The sequence below is a fragment of the Nonomuraea sp. NPDC050451 genome, from assembly GCF_044458585.1.
This window is the reverse complement of sequence record NZ_JBITHZ010000030.1, coordinates 113,197-134,393: the sequence shown is the minus strand read 5'-3', so window position 1 is coordinate 134,393 and position 21,197 is coordinate 113,197. Positions and strand designations below refer to the sequence as shown.

The 21,197-nt window shown below is 66.3% G+C and carries 16 protein-coding genes and 1 pseudogene; 8 read left to right on the top strand and 9 right to left on the bottom strand.

The window, feature by feature from the left end; genetic code table 11:
• Positions 1-701 precede the first annotated feature (701 nt).
• Positions 702-1,268, bottom strand: a complete 567-nt coding sequence (locus ACIBI9_RS50700) for a TetR/AcrR family transcriptional regulator (RefSeq protein WP_397234274.1) — start codon at positions 1,266-1,268, stop codon at positions 702-704.
• A gap of 100 nt (positions 1,269-1,368) precedes the next feature.
• Between ACIBI9_RS50700 and ACIBI9_RS50695 the strand changes: the two genes are divergently transcribed.
• Positions 1,369-2,265 (top strand): alpha/beta fold hydrolase, encoded by an 897-nt coding sequence (locus tag ACIBI9_RS50695; protein ID WP_397234272.1) that lies wholly within the window; start codon positions 1,369-1,371, stop codon positions 2,263-2,265.
• A gap of 811 nt (positions 2,266-3,076) precedes the next feature.
• On the top strand, positions 3,077-3,307 hold the full coding sequence (locus tag ACIBI9_RS50690; protein ID WP_397234270.1) for a hypothetical protein: 231 nt from the start codon (positions 3,077-3,079) through the stop codon (positions 3,305-3,307).
• A gap of 169 nt (positions 3,308-3,476) precedes the next feature.
• Here ACIBI9_RS50690 and ACIBI9_RS50685 read toward each other — a convergent pair whose 3' ends face one another.
• Positions 3,477-4,661, bottom strand: coding sequence for a cytochrome P450 (locus ACIBI9_RS50685; RefSeq protein WP_397234268.1), 1,185 nt, complete (start codon positions 4,659-4,661; stop codon positions 3,477-3,479).
• A gap of 5 nt (positions 4,662-4,666) precedes the next feature.
• Positions 4,667-6,079, bottom strand: coding sequence for a glutamate decarboxylase (locus ACIBI9_RS50680; RefSeq protein ID WP_397234266.1), 1,413 nt, complete (start codon positions 6,077-6,079; stop codon positions 4,667-4,669).
• A gap of 476 nt (positions 6,080-6,555) precedes the next feature.
• Between ACIBI9_RS50680 and ACIBI9_RS50675 the strand changes: the two genes are divergently transcribed.
• Positions 6,556-6,867: an integrase core domain-containing protein gene (locus ACIBI9_RS50675; RefSeq protein WP_397234264.1), complete on the top strand. Its 312-nt coding sequence runs from the start codon at positions 6,556-6,558 to the stop codon at positions 6,865-6,867.
• Between the two features lie 7 nt (positions 6,868-6,874).
• Here ACIBI9_RS50675 and ACIBI9_RS50670 read toward each other — a convergent pair whose 3' ends face one another.
• Entirely contained in the window at positions 6,875-7,477 is a 603-nt protein-coding gene (locus ACIBI9_RS50670; RefSeq protein WP_397234262.1) for a TetR/AcrR family transcriptional regulator, read from the bottom strand.
• Between the two features lie 98 nt (positions 7,478-7,575).
• Between ACIBI9_RS50670 and ACIBI9_RS50665 the strand changes: the two genes are divergently transcribed.
• Both ACIBI9_RS50665 and ACIBI9_RS50660 read left to right on the top strand, forming a co-directional pair.
• Complete coding sequence (locus ACIBI9_RS50665) at positions 7,576-8,226, top strand: hypothetical protein (RefSeq protein ID WP_397234260.1); 651 nt, start codon at positions 7,576-7,578, stop codon at positions 8,224-8,226.
• A 21-nt stretch (positions 8,227-8,247) separates the two neighbouring features.
• Positions 8,248-9,243: a lysostaphin resistance A-like protein gene (locus ACIBI9_RS50660; protein WP_397234258.1), complete on the top strand. Its 996-nt coding sequence runs from the start codon at positions 8,248-8,250 to the stop codon at positions 9,241-9,243.
• Here ACIBI9_RS50660 and ACIBI9_RS50655 read toward each other — a convergent pair.
• The 5 genes and pseudogenes from ACIBI9_RS50655 to ACIBI9_RS50635 form a co-directional block, all read right to left on the bottom strand.
• Positions 9,182-9,413 (bottom strand): annotated as a pseudogene (locus ACIBI9_RS50655) (transposase); the annotation flags it as partial. The gene ACIBI9_RS50660 and the pseudogene ACIBI9_RS50655 overlap by 62 nt on opposite strands.
• Positions 9,414-9,964: 551 nt before the next feature.
• A complete protein-coding gene (locus tag ACIBI9_RS50650; protein WP_397234256.1) occupies positions 9,965-11,131 on the bottom strand; it encodes a hypothetical protein in 1,167 nt (388 codons plus the stop codon).
• Between the two features lie 203 nt (positions 11,132-11,334).
• A complete protein-coding gene (locus ACIBI9_RS50645; protein WP_397234254.1) occupies positions 11,335-11,640 on the bottom strand; it encodes a type II toxin-antitoxin system VapC family toxin in 306 nt (101 codons plus the stop codon).
• An 81-nt stretch (positions 11,641-11,721) separates the two neighbouring features.
• Entirely contained in the window at positions 11,722-11,967 is a 246-nt protein-coding gene (locus ACIBI9_RS50640) for a hypothetical protein (protein WP_397234252.1), read from the bottom strand.
• Between the two features lie 298 nt (positions 11,968-12,265).
• Complete coding sequence (locus ACIBI9_RS50635) at positions 12,266-12,475, bottom strand: hypothetical protein (protein ID WP_397234251.1); 210 nt, start codon at positions 12,473-12,475, stop codon at positions 12,266-12,268.
• 477 nt (positions 12,476-12,952) lie between these two features.
• Here ACIBI9_RS50635 and ACIBI9_RS50630 point away from each other — a divergent pair, with 477 nt between their 5' ends.
• The 3 genes from ACIBI9_RS50630 (at position 12,953) to ACIBI9_RS50620 (ending at position 20,696) form a co-directional block, all read left to right on the top strand.
• Positions 12,953-18,172 (top strand): Ig-like domain-containing protein, encoded by a 5,220-nt coding sequence (locus tag ACIBI9_RS50630; protein ID WP_397234249.1) that lies wholly within the window; start codon positions 12,953-12,955, stop codon positions 18,170-18,172.
• Between the two features lie 109 nt (positions 18,173-18,281).
• On the top strand, positions 18,282-19,253 hold the full coding sequence (locus tag ACIBI9_RS50625; RefSeq protein WP_397234248.1) for an ankyrin repeat domain-containing protein: 972 nt from the start codon (positions 18,282-18,284) through the stop codon (positions 19,251-19,253).
• 171 nt (positions 19,254-19,424) lie between these two features.
• Positions 19,425-20,696 carry a transposase gene (locus ACIBI9_RS50620; protein WP_397234246.1) on the top strand — a complete coding sequence of 424 codons (1,272 nt, stop codon included), beginning with the start codon at positions 19,425-19,427 and terminating at the stop codon, positions 20,694-20,696.
• Positions 20,697-21,197: the final 501 nt, after the last annotated feature.

The following is a 21,197-nucleotide window of genomic DNA, read 5'->3' as shown; positions in this document are numbered from 1 at the left end:
TCGCGATCGGGCCGGTCGTGAGGCTGAAGAGCAGGGCGAACCCGGCCGTAAGCACCCCTCTGGTTCTCATGCGGATACCTTTCTGCGCGCACCGGGAGGGGGGATGCCCCGGCCGGCGCCGCGAATCTTGACCGTTGACCTTGCAAAGCGCTCTTGCCGGTGATCAAGATTGGGAGCCCCACGTACAAAGAACATCCAAAAGAGCTACAAAGGCCCTTTCACCTTGAACGCTTCGCTCAACGGGTGTCCCGGGCGAGGCCAAGCTCAGGGGAACGCGCGGTCATGGTGGTTGAACAGCCCGTATTCAAGGCCCTCGGGCCGGAGCCCGGGAAGAGCCCTTACGCATCGCGGACGGGCATCCATGGCAGCGGCCACGATGCGGCAACGGCGGCACCTCGACCGAATACGCTCAGCCCGGCGGCGGCGCAGCGCAGGTCGCCGGCGTCACCTCTGGTGAGAGCATCGGGGAGCATCATGGTGCGGTGGCGACGGCCTGGTCGATCTGGTCGTGTTCCTCAGCGGTCAGTTCGCCGGTGGGTTGGAGCAGGCAGTGCTGGAGGCCGTGCACGCAGCCGATGCGCCGGCCTGGTTGTGCCGCCTGTCGGCGGGCCGCCGAATGGACCGCGATCAAGATCCGCCGGACGCGGGGCTGTGCAAGATGTGCCCCCCTGTGCGCGGGCCGGCAAGGCTCGCAGCCAGTTTCAGATGTGCAGCCCTTGCAGCATCACGCCCAGGTAGCGGCGGCCGGATTCGAGGCGGGCCTGCGGGTCGTCGGCGTGGACGGTGGCTGCGTAGGCGACCCCGCACATGAGCGGCCGCAGGTCGTCCCAGGTGACCACACCGCGCACGGATCCCGCCGCGTGCGTGCGGTCGAGTAGCCGGCCGGCGAGGGAGTCCAGCGTGGTGGTGAGTTCCTTGGTGCGGGGAAGGACGTGGTCCGGCGCGGCGCGCACGATGGAGATCGAGGGGTCGGTCAGCTGCGCGTCCAAGGTGGCGTCGAGGAAATCCGTCAGGGCCTGCCAGGGGTCGTCCTCGCCCAGCGCCCGCTCGGCGTGGGCGGCCAGTGCTTCCAGACCGGGGGCGGCCAGGGTCTCCATCAGAGCCTCGGGGGTCGGGAAGTGGCGGTAGACGGTGGCCACCCCCACCTTGGCGAGCCGGGCAACATCGTTGAGCTGCAGCGGGACGCCGTCGTCCACGAGTTGCCGGCCCACGTCGACGATGCGGTGCCAGTTGCGGGCAGCGTCCTTGCGCATCGGTGGCGTGGTCATACGGACATCATAACCGGATAGGTCATCCGGTTGTGCTACGGTCAAATGGATAGCTTATCCGTTTCGACGTGGCTCCCCTGTGCCACGAGGAGGCTCAACAGTGCCGTTCACCGTCACCGACGTGCCGAACCTGCCCGCCGGGTTCACCGACACGTTCACCAGCCACACCGTCAAGACAAACGACCTGACCCTGCACGCCGTGGTCGGCGGCGACGGCCCCCCGTTGCTGCTCCTGCCCGCCTGGCCCCAGTTCTGGTACAACTGGCGCCTGGTCATGCCCGCCCTGGCCGAGCACTTCACCGTCATCGCCGCCGACGTCCGTGGCACCGGCGCCAGCGACAAGCCCGCCACCGGCTACGACGCCGCCACGCTCGCCGACGACATGGCCGCCCTGATGACCGCTCTGGGCCACGACCGCTTCGCCGTCGTCGGCTACGACCTCGGCCTGCTCGTCGGCTATGGCCTCGCCGCAGGCCACCGCCACCGCGTCACCCGCCTCGTCGTCGGTGAGGCCATCCTTCCCGGCTTTTCCCCGTCCCCGCCGCTGATGTCGGACGCGGCCACCAACGAGTTCCTGTGGCACTTCGCCTTCAACCGCCTGCAGGACATCAACGAACGCATGGTCGCCGGCCGCGAGGAGATCTACATCGGCCACCAGTTCACCTCCAAAGCCGCCGCCCCCGACGCCATCCCGCAGCACGCCGTGGACCTCTACGTCGACGTGCTGCGCGACCCGGCCGCCCTGCGCGCCAGCTTCGAGTTCTACCGCCGCCTCGACGAATCCGCCCAGCAGATCCAACGCTGGCACGACGAGGGACCGCTGAGCATCCCGGTGCTGGCGATCGGCGGGGAACACAGCACCGGCACCGCCCCGGCGGAGGACATGCGCAAGGTCGCCACGGACGTCACCGGACTGGTCATCCCCGGGTCCGGACACTTCCTGGCCGAAGAGGTTCCGCAAGCCCTGACGAAGGCACTGCTGGGCTTCCTGCTCTGACCCGGCGGGATCGCCGATCCCGGAAACCCCGCCACGGGTGGTGGCAGCAGTTGCATGGGCAGACGGCCGTCCAGGAAATCCTCGGTCACCCACATCACAGCGACACTTTCAACAGAGGCAGCAGCCCGCATGGGCCGCTGGAAATGCAACTGGGCGGGCTTCCGGATCACGGAGATCGGAGTCCGCCCAGGTCATTGGTGGTAGGGCGCCCGGGCTCGAACCCGGAACCTACGGATTAAAAGTGCCGTCCGATGCCATGCCATATCAGGTGCCGACGAGCATGCAACGAGCAACCGTGGGGCGGATGGCATCCCTTGACCATTCTCACTTTACGTTCGATTGGTGAGCTGACTTCCTGGATGGTTGCTATCTGGAGAAGGGCTTGATCCCGTGCCCGACAGGCAGGCGATGATCGTTCCGAAACGAGTGCATCTGAGACGGTTCCGGCCGCCGCAGCCGCAGCTCGAGTACATGCCATGGCCGGTCGGCCGAGATATCGGCGAGGTGCCGCTGGTGTTGGCTGTGCAAGCTGGATGACCTGCGCGGATGGCATTATCGGCAGGCAGGCTCCTTCCACGATCCCCTTGCCGGTCGACCTCAACCGGCTCAGGGCGGCGCTCAACTCCGAGCGGCCGGTCCGCGCGGTGCTGGCCGCGCTCCAGGCCTTCCACGCGCTGCGCCCTTGCGAATTGCGAAGCCTGCCGCTCACCGACATCGTCGACGGGCGTCTCCGCATCGGCGGCCGTGTAATTCCGCTGGCCGCCGACGTCCGCACCCGGCTGGCGGCCTGGCTGGACGAACGCCACCGACGGTGGCCCAGAACCGCCAACCCGCACCTGTTCATCAACACCGACACCGCCGTGTTGACCACATCGGTCAGCGCCTTCTGGTCAACGCCACCCTCGGCATCTCCGCTCAGGCCCTGGTCGAGGACCGCGTCCTCGACGAAGCCACCGCCACCGGCGACGTCCGCAGGATCTGCGACCTGTTCGACATCACCGTCGAGACGGCCTTGCGCTACGTCGGCCTTCACGACGCCTGAGTCCCAGTGCGCGTCCGAGAACGATGATCTTGCGGTGGGAGCCGCACACACCTTCGATGTAGACCTCAACACCATGTGACCCTGTCGGCGTACTTGATGTCCCGGCTCACCACATCACGGACCGCTAACAAGCGAAGAGGTCGCAGGTCGCTACCGCCAATTTCTGCACTCAGCTTCCACGGGCCGGATCGCCGATGCGGACATGCAGGTTCGTCAGCACGCGGAATTTCCAGCCGTGCAGGTTGTGCGGCTGTTCGGGGTCCAGGGAGAGCTGTGGGTGTTGCTCGAGTAGCACGTCCAGCAGGGCCGTGATGATGGCACCGACGACTGGGGCGGCGAGGCATGCGTGGCGGGAGTATCCGAGGCCCAGGTTGGGGAAGGGGTCCCGGTTGATGTCGAAGGTGTCTGGGTCGGTGAAGATGCTGTCGTCCCGGCCTGCCGAGGCGATGGCCGCCATGACGGTCGCTCCGGCGGGGATGATCTGTCCGGCGAGGAGCACGTCTTTGGTCGTGCGGCGGCTGAGCGCGCCGTTTGGTGATAGCCAGCGCAGCGTTTCGTGGACGGCCTTGCGGATAAGGCGCGGGTCATCGCGGATGGCCTGCATTTGGGTGGGGTGCTGGAGCAGCGCGAGCAGCGTGAGCCCGGCGCCGGCCGCCGGTTCCAGGAACGCCGAGAGGATCTCGATGAAGGTGGGCATGATGTTCTCGGCGGATCGGACGGTGTCGGCCGGGCAGCCGCTGTGGAGCAGCTGTGACAGGACCGAGTTGTCGGGCCGGTCTGTGGTTTGCCGGGCGAAGGGCTCGATCGTCTGGCGGATCTCGGTGGCGGTGGCCACCGCCTGTTCGTGTACGGCCGGGTCCGCCGTGAAGTTGCTCATTCCGGCGCTGAGGTTGCGGGCCCAGCGTATGAGCGTGTCGGTGTCCACGTCGGGCAGGCCGATGAAATGGGCGAGGGCGGTGCTCGCGGCGGGTTCGAAGTAGCTGGACATCAGGTCGTCCTGGCTACTGAGCTTGGTGGCGTACGGTCGTGCGGCCTCGCGGGTGACTGTGGTGGCCCGTTCGATGCGTTCGTGGGCGAATCGCGTGTCAACGGCGGCTCGCAGATCGGCGTGGGCGTCGCCCTCAACCTTGAGTACGGACCGTTCCCCGAATATCTGCGTGGCCAGCGAGGGGAAGGCGCTGGTGTACGACTCGTAGGCACTGAGGACCTGACGCACGTCATCCCAGCGGGTGACCATCCACAGGTCGAGCTTCGGCAGCAGGACGACCGGCGCTTCGCGGCGGAGCCTGGCGAAGATCGGATAGGGGTCACTGCCGAGCTGGTCGAAGGTGATGGACGCGGCGAAGTCGTTCATCGACGTCACCCTCCCGTCGGCACACCCGGCTGCTCGGCGGCCGCCGCGTCGCCGCCGCGGTGAGGGCGCGGAACCGGATTGTCGCGCAGGTACTCGACCTCGGTGCGCACGTTCGCGAGCAGTTTGGTGGCGATGTCCTGGCTGAAGCCGTTGCGGATGACGAAGCGGATGACGGCTATGTGCTCCAGGTCGGGCGGCAGGTAGTACGTCGGGGCCTGCCAGCCGTGCATCTTCAGCCGGGCGGCCAGGTCGAAGACGGTGAAACCGTCGTAGCCGGGGGCGGTCCGCACGGCGAGCACCGGCAGTTCCGAGCCGTCGGCGATGAGCGAGAGCTCGGGGAGTTTCGCGATCTCCTCACCGAGGTAGGTCGCCACGTCCCGGCAGGTCTGCTGGACGGCCCGGTAGCCCTCGAAGCCGAGCCGAAGGAAGTTGTAGTACTGCGCGACGACCGGGGCGCCGGAGCGGGAGAAGTTGAGCGTGAAGGTGTCGATGTTGCCGCCGAGCAGGTCGCAGGAGAGCACCAGGTCCTGCGGCAGTGCGTCCGGCTCCTGCCAGACGATCCAGCCGACGCCGGGGTACACCAGACCGAACTTGTGCCCCGAGGTGTTGATCGACTGCACCCGGGGAAGCCGGAAGTCCCACACCCTGTCGGGTTCCAGGAACGGGGTGATGAAGCCGCCCACTGCCGCGTCCACGTGCAGCGGTATTCTCAGCCCGCGCTCGGCCTCCAGCCGGTCCAGCTCGGCCGACATCTGCTCGATCGGGTCGTACTTGCCGCATTGCGTGGAGCCGAGCACACCGATGACCCCGATGGTGTTCTCGTCACAGAACTCGCCGAGCCGGGCCGGGTTCAAGGTGAAGGCCGGCTCCTCGATCGGTATCCAGCGCGGCTCCACGTCCCAGTACTGGCAGAACTTCGGCCAGCAGGTGTGGACGGCAGTGCCCATCACGAGGTTGGGGTTGGCGGTGGACAGCCTGGCCGCCCGGCGCCGCTCGCGCCACTGGAACTTCATCGCCAGCGCCCCGAGCATGGCCGCCTCACTGGAGCCGCCTGTGGAACAGCCGACGCTGGAACCGTTCGGGTCGCCCCACAGATGATCGAGCATGTTGACGCAGCGCGCCTCGATGTCGGCCGTCTGCGGGTACTGGTCGTGGTCGACGAGGTTGCGGTCGAGGGTTTCGGCGATGAGTTCGCGGGCCTGGGGCTCCATCCAGGTCGTGCAGAAGGTGGCCAGGTTGAGCCGGGCGTTGCCGTCGAGCAGGAGTTCGTCGCGGATGAGCGCCTGGGCCGCTGTGGGATTCATCGGGCTGGCCGGCATCTTGAACCGGGGCACGCCGCCTTCCGGCACCAGCCCGTTGTAAAGGGGATTGACATCGAGTGATTCTTGCCACCGGTCGGATTCGACTCGTCTGAGCATGAGCTTCACCCCTCGAAAGAGCTTTTACGCCACGTCAAACACTCACGGTAGGCAATTGTTTACTATGAGTCAATATTGCGGCCGCGCTGACGTCCACGTTGGGTGGTGTTGCTGGCTCGCTTGCAGAGGTCGAAGGACGTGGAGATCCTTGTCTTACGTCACCAGCTCACGGTGTTGCGTCGGCAGGGGGCCAGGCCCCGGCCGGCGTGGGCGGATCGGGCGGTGATCAGCGCGCTGGCGCGTCTACTGTCTCCAGCGGGTCGTCGGCGGTTGTTCGTGACGCCGGGCACGCTGTTGCGCCGGCACGCGGATTTGGTTCGGCGGCGCTGGACGTTCAAGGTCGTAGCCAGGGTCGGTCTCCCACCCGTGCCACCATCTGGACCTTGGTACTTCGTCTGGCTCGGGAGAATCCGCTGTGGGGAACTCGCCGGGGGTTCAGATTCCTCATCCGTGATCGGGATACGAAGTTCACCGCCATGTTCGACGAAGTCTTCACGGCCGCAGGCATCCGCGTCCTCAAGACGCCCCCTCGCGCTCCGCGGGCCAACGCGTTCGCCGAACGCTGGATCGGCGGCCTGCGCCGAGAACTCCTCGATCGGATCCTCATCGTCAACGCCCGCCACTTACGACGCGTGCTGGCGATCTACGAGGCCCACTTCAATGAGCATCGCCCGCATCGCTCCCTGGGCCAGGCCGCCCCGCTGCGAGCCCTTCCCGACCCGGTCGAGGACGATATCAAGGTCATCCGGCGCTGCTACCAGCAGCCTGACTCCGACCAGCCTGCCTAAAGCGCACTTATATCCCTCTGAGGACGCAGTCAACGGCCGTATAGAGGGTTTCGGTCTCGGACTTCAGGATCGAATCCTCGGCGGGCAGGGCTCGTTCGATCGAGAGTCCGTTGAGGACGGTGAGCAGGAATCTCACTCGGCGTGCGTGGTCTTCCTTGGGCAGCGCCCCTTCGTCAGCGAGAACCGTCAGCCAGTACTCGATACGGCGCCCACCTCCCCGCTCCAAGGCGAGATACGCGGCGCGCGCCTCCTCGGTCGGGTCGGGCGCGATATACGTCTGGTACGCCTTGGTCCACGCCTCACGTGCCTGCTTCCCGACGCCGGCGGGGGCGAGCACTTGCCGGAGACAGTTGACCAGTCGATCTCGGGCGGGTAGCGATCGGTCGTGGATCGGGTCGTCAGGCAACAAGTGGCCGTAGATCCTGGCTAGCACGGCCTCCTGTAGCGCGAGCTGGGTCGGAAAGTGGAACCTGAGCGAGCCCGTGCTCACCCCGGCGCGTGCCGCAACCGCACGCACGCTCAGCCTCGCCCCTACATCCTCTGCAAACATCGCCGCCGCAGCCGCGAGAATCCGTTCGCGCGAGCCGGTGTTCTTGTCTTGCTGTGTCACCTGCCACCTCCTGTCACATCGTACTAGTACGCCGTGCTAGCGTTGCTACTAGCACAGTGTGTTAGTGAACGGCGGCGGTCAAGGACGAGCGAGGAAACGTGATCGAGGACTGGCGGCAACGGCGGGCAGCCAAGCGCATCCAAGACGGAGACGGGCGGGCGTTGAAATCTCTCCGCTGGTGGCAGCTGCCCTTCCGCGCACTGTTCTACCTGCCGCTGGCCCACCGGGATGGCCGGCAGACGGTATATGCCGTCGACCTCCCGTACCGGGCTGATACGGGCAGCGGCAAGGCGAGAGCGCACCTGTACCTCGACGGCAGACACCACGCCGAGTCCAAACTCCCGGCAGCCTTCCCCGTCGAGGGCGGCACCATCGAGGTGGCGATCAGTGCATTCGGGATCAAGCGCTGCCACTACGTCACCACCGACGGCGCGGAGCGCCAGCTCATCCCTGATCCGAAGTCCGCCGAAGGGCGCCGTGCCCGCCTCGAACGCGACCACCCGGCGCTGAGCCGCTCGATCGGTTTTCTCTCGGTGCTGATGCTCCTCATCGGCGTCGGCCTGAACCTGCTGCAGCTCGCCGAACCGGTTTCGCGGATTCCCCCGATCGCCGAAAGCATCGGACGTTTCGAATCGCCCGTCCACCTACCGATTTGGCTCAACTTCGCCCTCGCTGTCGGGGCCATTCTGGGAAGCACTGAGCGGGCACTTCGCCTGCGTTACAGCCTGCTCGACAAAGCCGGGAAATAGCCACACCCATAAGGGGAAGCCATGACCACAATGACCAAGCCGAACTGGCTGTTCACTCCAGGCGAGCCCCGCAATGGGCCGTCAATTCCAGCTGGAGTGGAGTACCACCGGGTACTCGCAGGCGACAAACGCCGGATCGGTCGCGGCATTTTCGCGATCATCCTCCTGCTGGCGGGCTTGGTCATCTTCCCGACGGTCATCGCCAGGGCGGCTGCGCTCATCGACGTACAGATGGGCAAAACCCCGCCGATCCTGGGCGGCACTGACTACACGCCGCTCTCCCATGCCAGTTCGATGATCTCCCTCGGCCTGCTCATTCCGTGGAGCATGCTCATCCAGCGGTGGCTCTACGGCGTGCCCGGTGCATCTCTGCACTCCGTGACATCGCGGTTCCGCTTCGACCTGCTCGGCAGATCGCTCCTCATCTTCGGTCCCGCCTGGCTGGTCGTCAACATCCTCGGAGCTCTCACGCCCGTTGAGGAGTCCCCTTGGTCGCAGACCGACCTCATCGCCATCTTCATCGCCACGATGCTCCTCACCCCGCTACAGTCGGCGGGCGAGGAATACGGCGTGCGTGGTCTGATCTTCCGCGTCATCGGAAGCTGGACCCGCAACCCAAGGGCAGGACTGGTCGCCGGGGTGCTGGTCTCGAGCGTGCTGTTCACGGCCATCCACGGCGCAACGGATCCGTACATCATCGTCTGGTACTTCGTGCTCTGGACCGGACTGGCCATCATCACCTGGCGCACAGGCGGGCTTGAGATCGCGGTCATGCTCCACGCCGTACTCAATACCTTTACCTTCATCCTGGCCACATCCCTGCGGGTGGACCTCGGCAGTTCATTGCAGGACCGCTCAGCTGGAGCCGGCTCGCCGTACCAGCTCGTGCCCGCCCTCACTGTCATCGTCATAACCGCCATCGTCTGGTGGTGCACCCGAAAGTCAGGACCAGCACTTACTCCTGACTCTTTGAGTGGTGGAGGCGGCGCCGGCAGATCAGGGCGTAGCCGAGTTTGAGCAGGGCTTCGTGGACGTCGGCTCGGATCTCCCAGCCGGACGCGCAGACGGCGGAACCAGTGCAGCAGCGCAAAGCTCTGCTCCACGACCCAGCGCAGCTTGCCCAGCCCGGCGCCGTTCCCGCAACCACGGCGGGCGATGACCGGTGTGATGCCCAGTTCGCGCACCAGAGCCCGGTACTTGTCGGGTAGCGGCGACATGTTGCCATGCCGCCACCCCTTAAGAACTGGCCGTGCCTGTTTCCAGGCAACCAGCTCAAGCAACCCCAGGGCCAGCAGATGTTCAGAAGCGGTGCGCTCCTGCCGCGTTGAGCTGAGTGCGGCAGTTGCGGTGTATGAGTTGGTGCGGTGTGGGGTCGTCCGGTATCCCGGGCGCCATCGATGCCGGCGTACGGGGGCCATGTGCAAAGTCAGGTACAGGTAAACGGTAAACGTGCAGAGGTAAACGGTGTGTCCGCTGCCGCAATTGGGCCCAGCGCCTCACGGCGCACTGCGACCTCGTGTCGCACGTGGTCGTAGCCACGGTCGACGCAGACTTCAGGTGCCCGGCTGCGGGGCCGGCCGAGAATTCCCTCGGTGTTATGCCGTATCAGGTGCCGATGAGCATCCAACGAGCAACGGTTGGCATCGCTTGACCATGCGCACTTCTTGGCTGGCCGGGCGATGTGGCTACGTGAATCTCGCTGGCGCGGACCGCCAGTCACCAGACATGGAATCGCCGGTTACTCGGCTGTGAGGCCCGCGTCGTTGAGCCGCTTGATGAGACTGGGCTTGCCCTGGTGTCGTTCCCGGAGGTGGGTGAGGCGCTGGGTGAAGGTGGGGGTGTGATCGTCGCGGATCGCCAGGGCGTGCAGGTCGCGAAGGAGCTCGACGGCTTGGTCGTATTCGCGGGGCTTCTTGGTGTCGATGGAGGCCTCCACCACGTCCCACGCTGCTTCGAGGTCCTGGGCGAGCTGGTTCAGGCGAAGTTCCCTGGCCCGCCGCCGCTCCTGCTCCCTGCGGGCCTGCTCTTCGGCGCGCCGGGCCGCCTCCTGCTGCTCGCGCGCGTGGCGGCGGGCGGCGGCGGCGTCTAGCAGCTCGGCGACCGTCCGCCCCGTCTCCACCTCCTGGCGGGTGGTTCCGCCGCCGAACTCGCGCAGCAGCTCCCCCCGAACCTTCGCGGCGTCCTCCTCGACCACCCGCAACAGCAGCGCGTCCTTGCGCCCGGCGGGCAGAGCGCCGATCCAGGCGGCCAGGGCCTTTCGGTCGTGCTGTACGGGTTGCGCCGGCGGGCTGGCTTCGACGGCGGCTGCGAGGAGATCGTCGTCCAGGCGCAGGAAGTCGGCCAGGGCCCGTTGCGGCGCGCTGAGCGAACCCAGCCCCGGCGGGACGGGCGGCTCCAGCGCGTCCTCCTCCTCGTAGTCGAAGGCGTCCTCGTCACGCTCCCACGCCCCGTGCGCCGACAGCCAGGCCAGATAGAGCGGCCGCAGGTCCCCGGCGGCCAGCTCGGCGCGGATGCCGACGATCGCCGACAGCGAGCGTTCGACGTCGTCCTCCCAGTACTCCTCCTCCGCCTCGCTGGTGAAGTCGAGGAAGAGGTGTCCGCCGCTGGTCCAGGAGCTGACCTGCTCGCCCACGCAGTAGCGTTGGGCCTGCTTGGGGTCGAGCACGGCCTTGGGCAGGCGGAGCATGATGCGGTGGGTGCCCCAGTTGGCCAGGTACAGGTGGGCGTCGTAGTAACGCTCCATCATGCGGGACGGGTCGCCGCGGAAGTCGCCCCAGTGGTATTCGTTGGTGAAGCTGGTGGCGGTGATGTGGGCCCGGGTGGACAGGGCGCGGACCTCGGCCTGCTGCTGGTCGGTGAGCGGCCGGTCGATAGTCAGGAACTCGTAGTACTGGTATTCGCTCATGCTCTCACCTGGCCCAGCGCCGGAACGCGTGGATCCATTCGGCTCCGGCCGGTGGCGGGTCGGGCAGCGGCAGGTCGAGGATGCCGAGCCTGCTCGATCAGCTTATCCAAGCGATCGTCAAGGGGGCGGCGAGTCACAGCAGCACACAATACTTTCGGCGAGGACCCCGGTGGTCACGCTTGGGCAGAGGGAATTCTGGACCGTCAGGGCTGTGCAGGGGGGATGTCGGTGTGCGGGAAGTCCTCGCCTTTGAAGAGCAGGGGCTGGTCGAAGTCTTTGGCGAGAGCGTAGGCGAAGCAGTCGCCCATGTTGAGCCTGGCCTTGGAGTTGTTGCCCTTGCCGTAGATCTGGTATGCCTGGCGCGCAATTCTGGCCTGATTGGGTGTTACAGGCTCGATGATGAGGCCCATCTCATTGATGAGCGTGTCGAAGGCGTTGCGCATGGCCTCACCGCGGTTGTCCGCCACGATGGCCGCCTCGACGTAGTTGACGGCTGAGATACGGCACACGGCGGCCGGCGATGGCGTGGGCGAATTGGGTGGCCTCGCGCTCACCATTGATGACAGCGATGATGGCGCTGGAATCGATGATCACGTGGGAAGTCCAGTGTCCGGGTCGTACAGATCTTCAACGGGCAGCCGGTCCTGACCGAGGTGCGTTCGCATGCTGGCGGCGATGCTCAGAATGCGTTCGGCTCTGCCTGCGGCTTCGGAGCGGCGTTCCAGCGCTTCCAGACGGCGTTCGAGCACTTGAGCGGCGTGCTGGGTTTCCTCGGCCAACCGGATGACCCGGCGGGCGAGGTCATTAAGGGGCTCGTGTTCGAGGTCCACGCTCACCGTCGCTCGATTCCCTCCGTCGCAGCGCCTGTGGCATGCCAGGCTTCCCAGATCTCGGGCGGAGTCTGCCACGGTCAGCGACAGGAAAACCCAGGTCGGAGTGGTAGGGCGCCCGGGGCTCGAACCCGGAACCTACGGATTAAAAGTCGGCTGATATTAGTTATTTCTCAATGTATCACGCTGTCCGCAAATGCCGTCGCTCAAAATGTCCAAGAATGCCGTCCGGTGGTATGCCATATCAGGTGCCGAAGAGCATCCGACGAGCAACCGGGGGGTGGATGGCATTCCTTGACCGTTTCTATTTTGCGTTCGATTTGCGAGCTGACGCCTTGGAGGGTCGCAGCCCAGAGGAGGGTTTGATCAGGCGCTCGACCCATGTCAGGCCATCGGCACGCCGACCACCATCCAGATCGGCCTGGCGCACCCAGACACGAATCGACTGCGCGGAGGGCTGGAACTCCTTGGCGAGTTCCTCCGGCGACCGTCCCACGCGCACCAGCTCCACCATCTGCCGGCGAAACTCCGGCGGATAGTCGTTCGGCGCAATGAACTCCTTCTTCCGGGAACCAGGGTTCCTCAGAGATCAGGTGTCCACCAAACCGGGGCAAGACCTACCGACCGGGTGCACCCTCTTCGACATTGCCCATGGGGCTATCACGAAAGGCAGCTTGATCAAAGACTGTATTTGCGTTGATCTGGATGATATTTCTGTGTCTAGAACATCCGTTCGAGTGGCCATGGCGACATGGCCACTCTGCTGTGTGCAGAGGAGTGTTACGTGACACTGCTGGTGCGAAACGGGGAGACAGCACCGCACTTACCCGGTCCCAGGCATCGGAGCAGACGCCTGGCGAGGGCCGCCGCCGCTGCCGTGGCTGCGACGATGGCCCTGAGCTTGGCCTCAGCTCCGTCCTGGGCGGAGCAGCACACCGAGCCGGCACCTGCGCCGAGTTCGGCGCCTTCGAAGCCGCGGGGCGGCAGTCCCGTGGTGGACGAGAAGGTGGTGGCGGCCAAGGCGAAAGCCGTCAAGACCGGCAAACGGGTCGCCTTACCCTCGCACTACACCGAGACCATGAAGGTGTGGGCCAACACCGACGGCAAGACGCTGCACGCTGAGCTGAGCACCGAACCGGTGCAGCTCAAAGTGTCCAGCAAGGACAGCAAGAAGTCCTGGCAGCCGGTCGACACCTCGATCGTGACCAAGTCCGACGGCGCGCTGGCGGCCAAGCTGGTCAAGACTCCGCTGACCTTCGGCGGCGAGGGTGACAAGACCCTGGTTACCGCCAAGGACAAGGACGGAACCGTCGCCATCGGCTGGAACAACAAGCTGCCCAAGCCGACCGTGGACGGAAACAAGATCACTTATCGGGATGTGGTGGCAGAGGGCGCCGACCTGGTGCTCACCGCCCTCCCGAACGGGTTCGCTCAGGACGTCGTGCTGCGTACGCGTCCGAAGAGCCCGATAAAGATCCCCCTGTCCGTCACCCTGCCCGAGGGCAGGACGTACGGCACCCGTGACGGCAAGCCCCAGCTCATGTCGGCGCAGGGCGCGGCGGAGAGCAGGCCACTGGCGGCGCAGGCGGTTGACGCCAAGGCCATCGAGTCGCCAGAACAGGGCAAGATCGGCAAGGTGGACACCTCGGTGACCACCGACGCCTCCGGCAACACCTCGCTGGTGCTGACCCCCGACGCTGCCTTCCTGGCCGATCCGTCGGTGGCCTACCCGGTGATCGTGCCGATGAGCGGGGAGTGGATCGGCGCGGGAGACTCCTCCGACACCTTCGTCTCCAGCGTGCAGTACCCCAACTCGGCGACCCTCTCCACCTGGCTTCGGGCGGGAAAGTCGGCCGATGGGGAGTTGTGGCGCACCTACCTGCGTTACGTGATCAATGGCACCCACCTGGACTTCGCCACCATCCACGACGCCGACCTGCGGTTGTGGAACTACCACGCCAACGGATGCGGCACCAGTGTAGGCGTGGGCATCGTCGCGCGCCGGCTCACCTCGGCCTATCACTACTCCACCTTGACCTGGGCCAACCAGCCCTCCAGCACCGGCACCAACGCGGTGGTCAACACCGGCGGCTACAGCGCCACGCTGGCAGGCTGCTCGGGTAGCGGCGAGCTGTACTACTCGATCCAGGACATCGTGCAGCAGTGGGCCGACGGGACGTCGGACTATGGGCTGATGATCCGCGCCGCCACCGAGGGCGCCGCCGGAGCCAACTGGCGCCAATACCGCTCCGACCAGTACACCGGCACGGACGGACGCGGCCCGGTGCTGTTCATCGACTACACGCCCGCGGACCGCGTCAGGGTGGTGTTCAACTCCAGCGGGGATCTGACGTCCTTCCCCACCTACGGCGAGGCTCTGGCGATGGAGGAGGTCCTGCTCGCCACCCCCGACACCAGCGTCCTCAGCACCGAACAGGTCAGGGCGATCGAGACCCAGCGTTACGCGGAGACCGACAGCACCATCCCCGAGCTGCAGCCGCTGGAGGGGGAGAGTGACGAGTCTCCCACCAATCCTGACGTCGGTGACTCGGCTCCGCCGTCCGTCATCGAAACGACGCCGGCTGATGGCGCGAGCGACGTACCGACCGACACCGGCGTCACCGTCACCTTCAGTGAGGACGTACGCGGCGCCGACCTCGTCCTGAAGGACGCCGACGGCGGCGTCGTGGCCACCACGACGGGCGAAACCGGTGAGTATGGCAACGCCACCGTCACCTTCACACCCGGTCAGCCGCTGAAGTCCGGCACCGTTTACACCGCGACCGTCAGCGGCGCGACGGACCTGTGGGACAACGTCATGTCTCCGCATTCCTGGTCCTTCACCACGACGGGACCTGACACGACCGCGCCGACGGTGAGCGGGACCGACCCGGCCAAGGACGCCACCGACGTACCGGTCGCCACACCTGTGCGGGCCACCTTCAGCGAGCCGGTGTCCGAAGCGGAGATCATCCTCAAGGACGTGCAGGGCACCGCCATCACCGGCGCCGCGGCGATGGACAGCACCAACAAGATCCTGACCTTCACCCCACAACAACCCCTGGCCCACAGCGCCACCTACACCGCCGAAGCGAGCAAAGCCAAAGACACCGCGGGCAACATCATGGCCACCCCGCATGTCTGGTCCTTCACCACGGCGGCGCCTGACACGACCGCGCCGACGGTGAGCGGGACCGACCCGGCCAAGGACGCCACCGACGTACCGGTCGCCACACCTGTGCGGGCCACCTTCAGCGAGCCGGTGTCCGAAGCGGAGATCATCCTCAAGGACGTGCAGGGCACCGCCATCACCGGCGCCGCGGCGATGGACAGCACCAACAAGATCCTGACCTTCACCCCACAACAACCCCTGGCCCACAGCGCCACCTACACCGCCGAAGCGAGCAAAGCCAAAGACACCGCGGGCAACATCATGGCCACCCCGCATGTCTGGTCCTTCACGACGGTACAGGCGCCATCGGTTCCGAAGACGATCACGTTGCCGGTGCAGACCGACACCTGGCTCGATGACCAAGGGACGGTCGGCCCTAATGGCCCCACTGTGTGGGCGGGTGCGTACGGCAGTAGCGCTCCGAGGGCCATCGAGCGGACCTACCTGAAGTTCGACACCTCGGCGCTGGCGGGTAAGGCGATCACCGAGGCCAAGCTGGAGCTGTGGAATTCGGCTTCCTTCGGTTGCGGCGCCGCCGACTCGGGTCTCAAGGCGCAGCAGGTCACCGGGGCGTGGAGTGCCGAAACCCTGAGTTGGCGCAATCAGCCGCAGACCACCACCAACGGCGAGGCGCTCGCCAAGGACCCCGGCGGATGCATCGGCGATTCGCCGCCGAGCGATGTCGCGTGGACCTGGCCGGTAACCGACATCGTGCGGCGCTGGGCATCGGGCCAGGACAACCACGGCCTGATGGTGCGCGGGGTTGACGAATCCACCAGCGCCCCCCAGTACGACCGCGGCTTCCACGCGTCGGAAACCGAGGAGGCCGAGGCCCATCCGCCGACGTTGAAGGTGACCTACACCGACAACGCCGGTCCCAGCTCGACTCCCACGACACCTCCCCCAGGTTCGGACACGACACCGCCGACGATCCTCGCGGTGGAACCGGCCGACGGAGCCGAGAACGTGCCGGCCGACGCCACGGTGAAGGTCACCTTCAGCGAGCCGGTGACCAACGTGAACTTCGTCCTGACCGACATCGACGACGAGGAGGTTCCCGGCAGCGTCACGATGAGCGCCCGTAACACGGTGTTGACGTTCACGCCGGACGAACCGCTGGACTTCTACTACTGGGCTGAGATCACCGCGGCCTCGGACACCGCGGGCAACGCCATCGAGGAGCCCTACGGGTGGACTTTCCTGGCCGGCTCGGCGGAACCGCGGCAACTACGTGCTACGGCCAAGGCCCCGCTGTCCATCGACAGGTTGTGGACCCGCTCCTCGAAGGCTGAGGAGGCCGTCGTACCGACCACGGCCCCGGAGCTCATGGTCAAGGTGTCCGGCCGGTTGACGCGGCACTCCACCGTGGAAGTCGAGGTCGAGCACGACCCCGGCGCCCGGTCGCAGGGCAAGGGCAGAATCTGGTCCGGAAGCGCAGAGATCGCCGCTGGATCTGTGGGAATCGCTCGGGTGCCCGGCGGGAAGCTGAAGGACGGGTGGCAGGTGCGATGGCGTGCCCGCGCCACATCGGCCGCCGCGGTGTCCTCGTGGACGGAATGGCAGTCGGTCAAGATCGATCTCGGTGACTCCGGCCAGGCAAGCACTCCGAAGAAGGCGGAGGCCACCGCCGTACAGAACGCCGATTTCGACTATGAGCACATGAGCCTTGAAATGTGCTCGGAGGGCCGCCGGAACGCGCCGCAGCCGAATGCCAGCTTCGGCTGGCAGAAGTCCTCCCGCTACAACGCCTGCTGGAGCAAGCTCATCGGCGTCGGCGACTACATCAAGAAGGGAGAGTACGTCCGGCCGCAGGTGGAGGACGGCTATCTCGTGGAGGCCACGACCGTCTACCACACATACCTGGGGACCGCCGACGGCGCGGGGGTGATCGGCGGAACGGGCCTGACTCCGCAGACGATCTCGATGTGGACCCGGCTGGGCAACATCGTGGCGTACCTCGACGGCAAGGAGATCCCGGCCGACAAACTCGACGAGTATCGGATCGGCCTGGTGATCAGCTCGAAGGGCGAAAGCGGCTCCACATGTAACCTCACTCCCGCCGTCCTCAGCCAGATGAAGGCCAAGGGCTGGCAGGAGTACGCGGACGGCATCTACACGTTCCGGGACAGCATCGCTAAGTTCAAGGCCAGCGGTGACACCTTCTTCCGCTTCTACTCCGACCCCGACAGCGACCGTGTCAGCACCTGCACGCTTCGTCCCCGGCTGTACAACACCCTGGACGAGTGGGACTCGGACGGCGAGGTCGACGAAACCTGGGACAAGCAGGCGATCCCGCTGTGGAACACCGGCTGCTTCGACGACAAGGGCTTGGACGTGGGCAAGGTCATCGGAACCACACGCGTCTGCGGTGGCCCCAGCCACGCGTACGCCCCGACCACCCGTTGTGACGAACTCACCCTCGGACAGGAGGACGAGGACCCCCCGAGCACGGTGAGAGCGGCGGCGAACAACACCTATGGTGTGCACACCGGCGCCTGCATCTTCACCGTCACCCCCGTCTTCACGATGTCGAAGAGCGCGGCGACAGCGGCCGGGAAACCCATGGACGCGGTCATCGACCATATCGCCGACGCCCTGAAGACACCGGACAACAAGAACACCTGGCCCTACAAACTGGTGAACAACGTGCGCCAGGTCAAGACCATCCCGGGCAACGCCGACGTCCCGGGATCGAATCCACTGACCCGTCTCCTGGGCAAGAAGAACGCGGATGAGAATCGGAAGAAGTTCAACTGGGAAAGGCAGGTGAACGGCCATCTGACGAAGGGCGAATGCGACCTGTACTACTGGGAGCTGAACCCGAGCCTGAAGTGGGTACAGCACTACACCCAGGCCGGTCTGCAGTGCGATGAGTTCCCCTTCGCCAGCACGTACCAGGGAAAAGTGGGGAACGACTACTCCGTCAGACCCATCAATGGCCTGCAGAACAGGAACCATGGATGGACCTGGCTCAGAACCTTCTACTCGAGAAATAGACTCGCCGACAAGGACCCCTTCTTGGTGAGAACCAGAAGCTGAACCCGACCTCGGCCCTCTGTCACTCGGCAGAGGGCCGAGGCGGTTCGGCGGCCCGTTCTGATACGGAATAATCGTCCCCGTCCATGACATGCCAATCCGAGGGAGCGTCATGACCGAGCCGCTACCGGCGGGATGGTCCGGAATCGATGGGCATGGATGGGCTGACCTCGCGGCGATCCGCGCCAGGCTGGAAGCGGGCGCCGACCCCGACTCGGGCGTCTACGCCTTCGGCGGTTACGAGGGAAGGCCCCTGCACTTCGCGGCCGAATGGGGGACTCCTGAGACGGTGGCCGAGCTGGCCCGTCGCGTCGACGACGTCGATGCCGAGTTCGACGACCGGACCGCCCTGTGGACGGCGGTGTTCGCCCATCGCCTGGACAACGCCCGCACCCTGGTCGCCGCCAGTGCGGACCCCTGGCGGCCCATGATGGCCGGATGGTCTCCTGGACGGCTCGCCCTCGCCGGTCCGACCCCGGACCTGTTCCCGGTCCCCGCCGGGCACCCCGGCCTGACCCCCGACGAGGCCGCGACGGCCGCGGAGGCGCACCGGCTGATCGCCGCGCTGGCCGACATCGACGACTACATGGGTGTGGCCTGCGTGGCGGATCTCACCACGACTGAGGCTGCGCGGCGTCTGGAAGCCCGGCCGGTGGACGACACCACTATGGAGCCGGTCCTGGAAGATCCTTGGGCCGATCCCGACGCCCATCTGGGAATCGTCGGAATCACCGACGTCCCCGGTGGATGCGTCGTCACCCAACCCTGGGGGTACATCCCCTCCACTCCCGAAGTGACCTTGCCGTTGTCCGAGGGAACGGTCTGCTACAGCCTGTTCGCCAACCCCAAGAGCGGCGACCAAGGACTTGTCAGCCGCGATGGAGTGATCGAGGACTCCGACACACTTCCCGGCGGCGGCGACGCGGGCGGACACCTGACGGCCGACGAGATTCTGGCCGAATACCTCTACCAGGGCGAGGCCGTGGCATATGTGTGCGCCAAGGCAGGGCTGCGACTGCCCGACGCCCGGGCCATCATCGGCCCGCCGGATCTGTGGGTGCGCCTGCCGGAGCGAGACCGCTGAAGCCGGATGGTCAGGCCCCGGGCCCACGGGCGAACCGGGCTGGTGGCGACCCAGGTGATCACGGGCCGAACGCCCACGACACCATCACCGGGAACTCCTCCCGCCAGAGCGCACCGCCGTGCGACCCGACCCGCTCCGTCATGACAACTGCGGCGTGGTGAGGGAGTCGGGGTGCGCTGGCCGGACGTCATCTTCGAGAAGGCACGGATCGGCGTGCACTGGCAGATCACCCAGCTCGGCTGGGATCCGATCCTGTGGGGCTCAAGAACACGATTCGCCGCCGGCGCCGGGGTTCATCGCCTGGTTGGGCCGGGCGTTCCTGGGACAGTGGGCGACTGGTGTTCGGATTGCCTGAGATCATCGTTCGTGCTCTTGTCCACGGTGTACGCCGTCACTCGACGTCTGCTGTCTCTGCCCGCGCTGTTGTTTCGCAGTGACGTCTCCAAGGAGGCGGAATTGCTGGTGCTCAGGCACGAGAACGCGGTTCTGCGCCGTCAGGTCCCACGGGTGCGCTATGAGCCGGCCGATCGCCTGTGGTTGGCGGCGCTCTCATCTCTGATGCCCCGACGCCGCTGGGCGAAGATCTTCTCGATCTCCTCGGCTACCCTGCTGACCTGGCACCGCAAGCTCGTGGCGAACAAGTGGGACTACAACTGGCGGCGCCGTCCCGGGAGGCCGCCCACCGCGGCTGCGGTCAAGGCCCTGGTGCTGCGCATGGCCGCCGACAACCCCACTTGGGGCCACAGGCGGATCCACGGCGAACTGACCTGCCTCGGTCACAAGATCGCCGCTTCTACTGTGTGGAACATCCTGAACCAGGCCGGGATCGACCCCGCCCCGCGCCGCAGCGGGCCAACGTGGAAGCAGTTCCTGGTCGCCCAGGCCGAGCACATCGTCGCCGTCGACTTCCTGCACGTCGACACCATCAACCTCAAACGCATATACGCCCTGGTCCTGCTCGAACACCGCAGCCGCCGCGCCCACCTGCTCGGTGTCACCGCCAACTCCACGGGCGAATGGACCACCCAGGCCGCCCGCAACTTCCTCATGGACACCGACACGACGAGCATCAAGTTCCTGATCCGCGACCGTGCTGGCCAGTTCACCAATGCCTTCGACACGGTCTTCGCCGACGCAGGCCTGCGCGTCCTCAAGAGCCCGCCACAAGCCCCGAAAGCCAACGCACACTGCGAGAGAATGATCGGCACCCTACGCCGCGAACTCCTCGACCGCACGCTCATCCTCAACGAGCAACACCTGCGCCGGACTCTCATCAGATACCTGGAGCATTACAACAGTGCCCGGCCCCACCGCGGTATCGGGCAGTTGAGCCCATCCCAAGCTGAAGCCGGACCGCCATGGCCAGTCGACCTGGCCAGCCATCGCGTCCACCGCAGAACCATCCTCGGTGGCCTCATCAACGAGTACCGGATCGCCATCTGACACCACCAAGAACCAGCAGGCCAGACGTCGAACCTAATTATTGAGCCCCACAGGATCTCCTCGCCCAGCTGCTGCGCGTCGATCGAGACGCGCTGCGGCGAGTCCAGGCCGAGCAGCCGCGCACGCCGCTCCTGGATACGCAGTAGCCGGTCAATCGCCTGCAGGGCCGGCCCGTCGTCCTCGATCGGCGCACCGCCACGGGTGAGCCGGACAACCCGGCCCTGCGACACCAGGTAGTGCGTGCCCAGCATCACCTCACGGGCCTTCTGCGCGAGCTCGTCGAGCCGGTCCAGCTCCAGCCGGCGCACCTCATCGGCCGGCTCCTGCAGGGTGTCACGCAGACCCCGCTGCACGGCGTCGTAGGCGGTGTGGACGTCCACGCCGAGCTCGGCGGCGATCTGCCGGTAGGTCAGGTTCTGGGCGCGCAGACGGCACGCCTCGGCGTCGCGCCGGGCGGTCTCGGGGTCGCGGTCGAAGCGTCCATTACCATCGCGCGTTGGG

Bases quoted from the DNA above. Each gene is read 5' to 3' on its own strand.
- ACIBI9_RS50700 (WP_397234274.1), bottom strand. From the start codon at position 1,268: ATGACCACGCCACCGATGCGCAAGGACGCTGCCCGCAACTGGCACCGC.
- ACIBI9_RS50685 (WP_397234268.1), bottom strand. From the start codon at position 4,661: ATGAACGACTTCGCCGCGTCCATCACCTTCGACCAGCTCGGCAGTGAC.
- ACIBI9_RS50680 (WP_397234266.1), bottom strand. From the start codon at position 6,079: ATGCTCAGACGAGTCGAATCCGACCGGTGGCAAGAATCACTCGATGTC.
- ACIBI9_RS50675 (WP_397234264.1), top strand. From the start codon at position 6,556: ATGTTCGACGAAGTCTTCACGGCCGCAGGCATCCGCGTCCTCAAGACG.
- ACIBI9_RS50660 (WP_397234258.1), top strand. From the start codon at position 8,248: ATGACCACAATGACCAAGCCGAACTGGCTGTTCACTCCAGGCGAGCCC.
- ACIBI9_RS50650 (WP_397234256.1), bottom strand. From the start codon at position 11,131: ATGAGCGAATACCAGTACTACGAGTTCCTGACTATCGACCGGCCGCTC.
- ACIBI9_RS50635 (WP_397234251.1), bottom strand. From the start codon at position 12,475: ATGGTGGAGCTGGTGCGCGTGGGACGGTCGCCGGAGGAACTCGCCAAG.
- ACIBI9_RS50625 (WP_397234248.1), top strand. From the start codon at position 18,282: ATGACCGAGCCGCTACCGGCGGGATGGTCCGGAATCGATGGGCATGGA.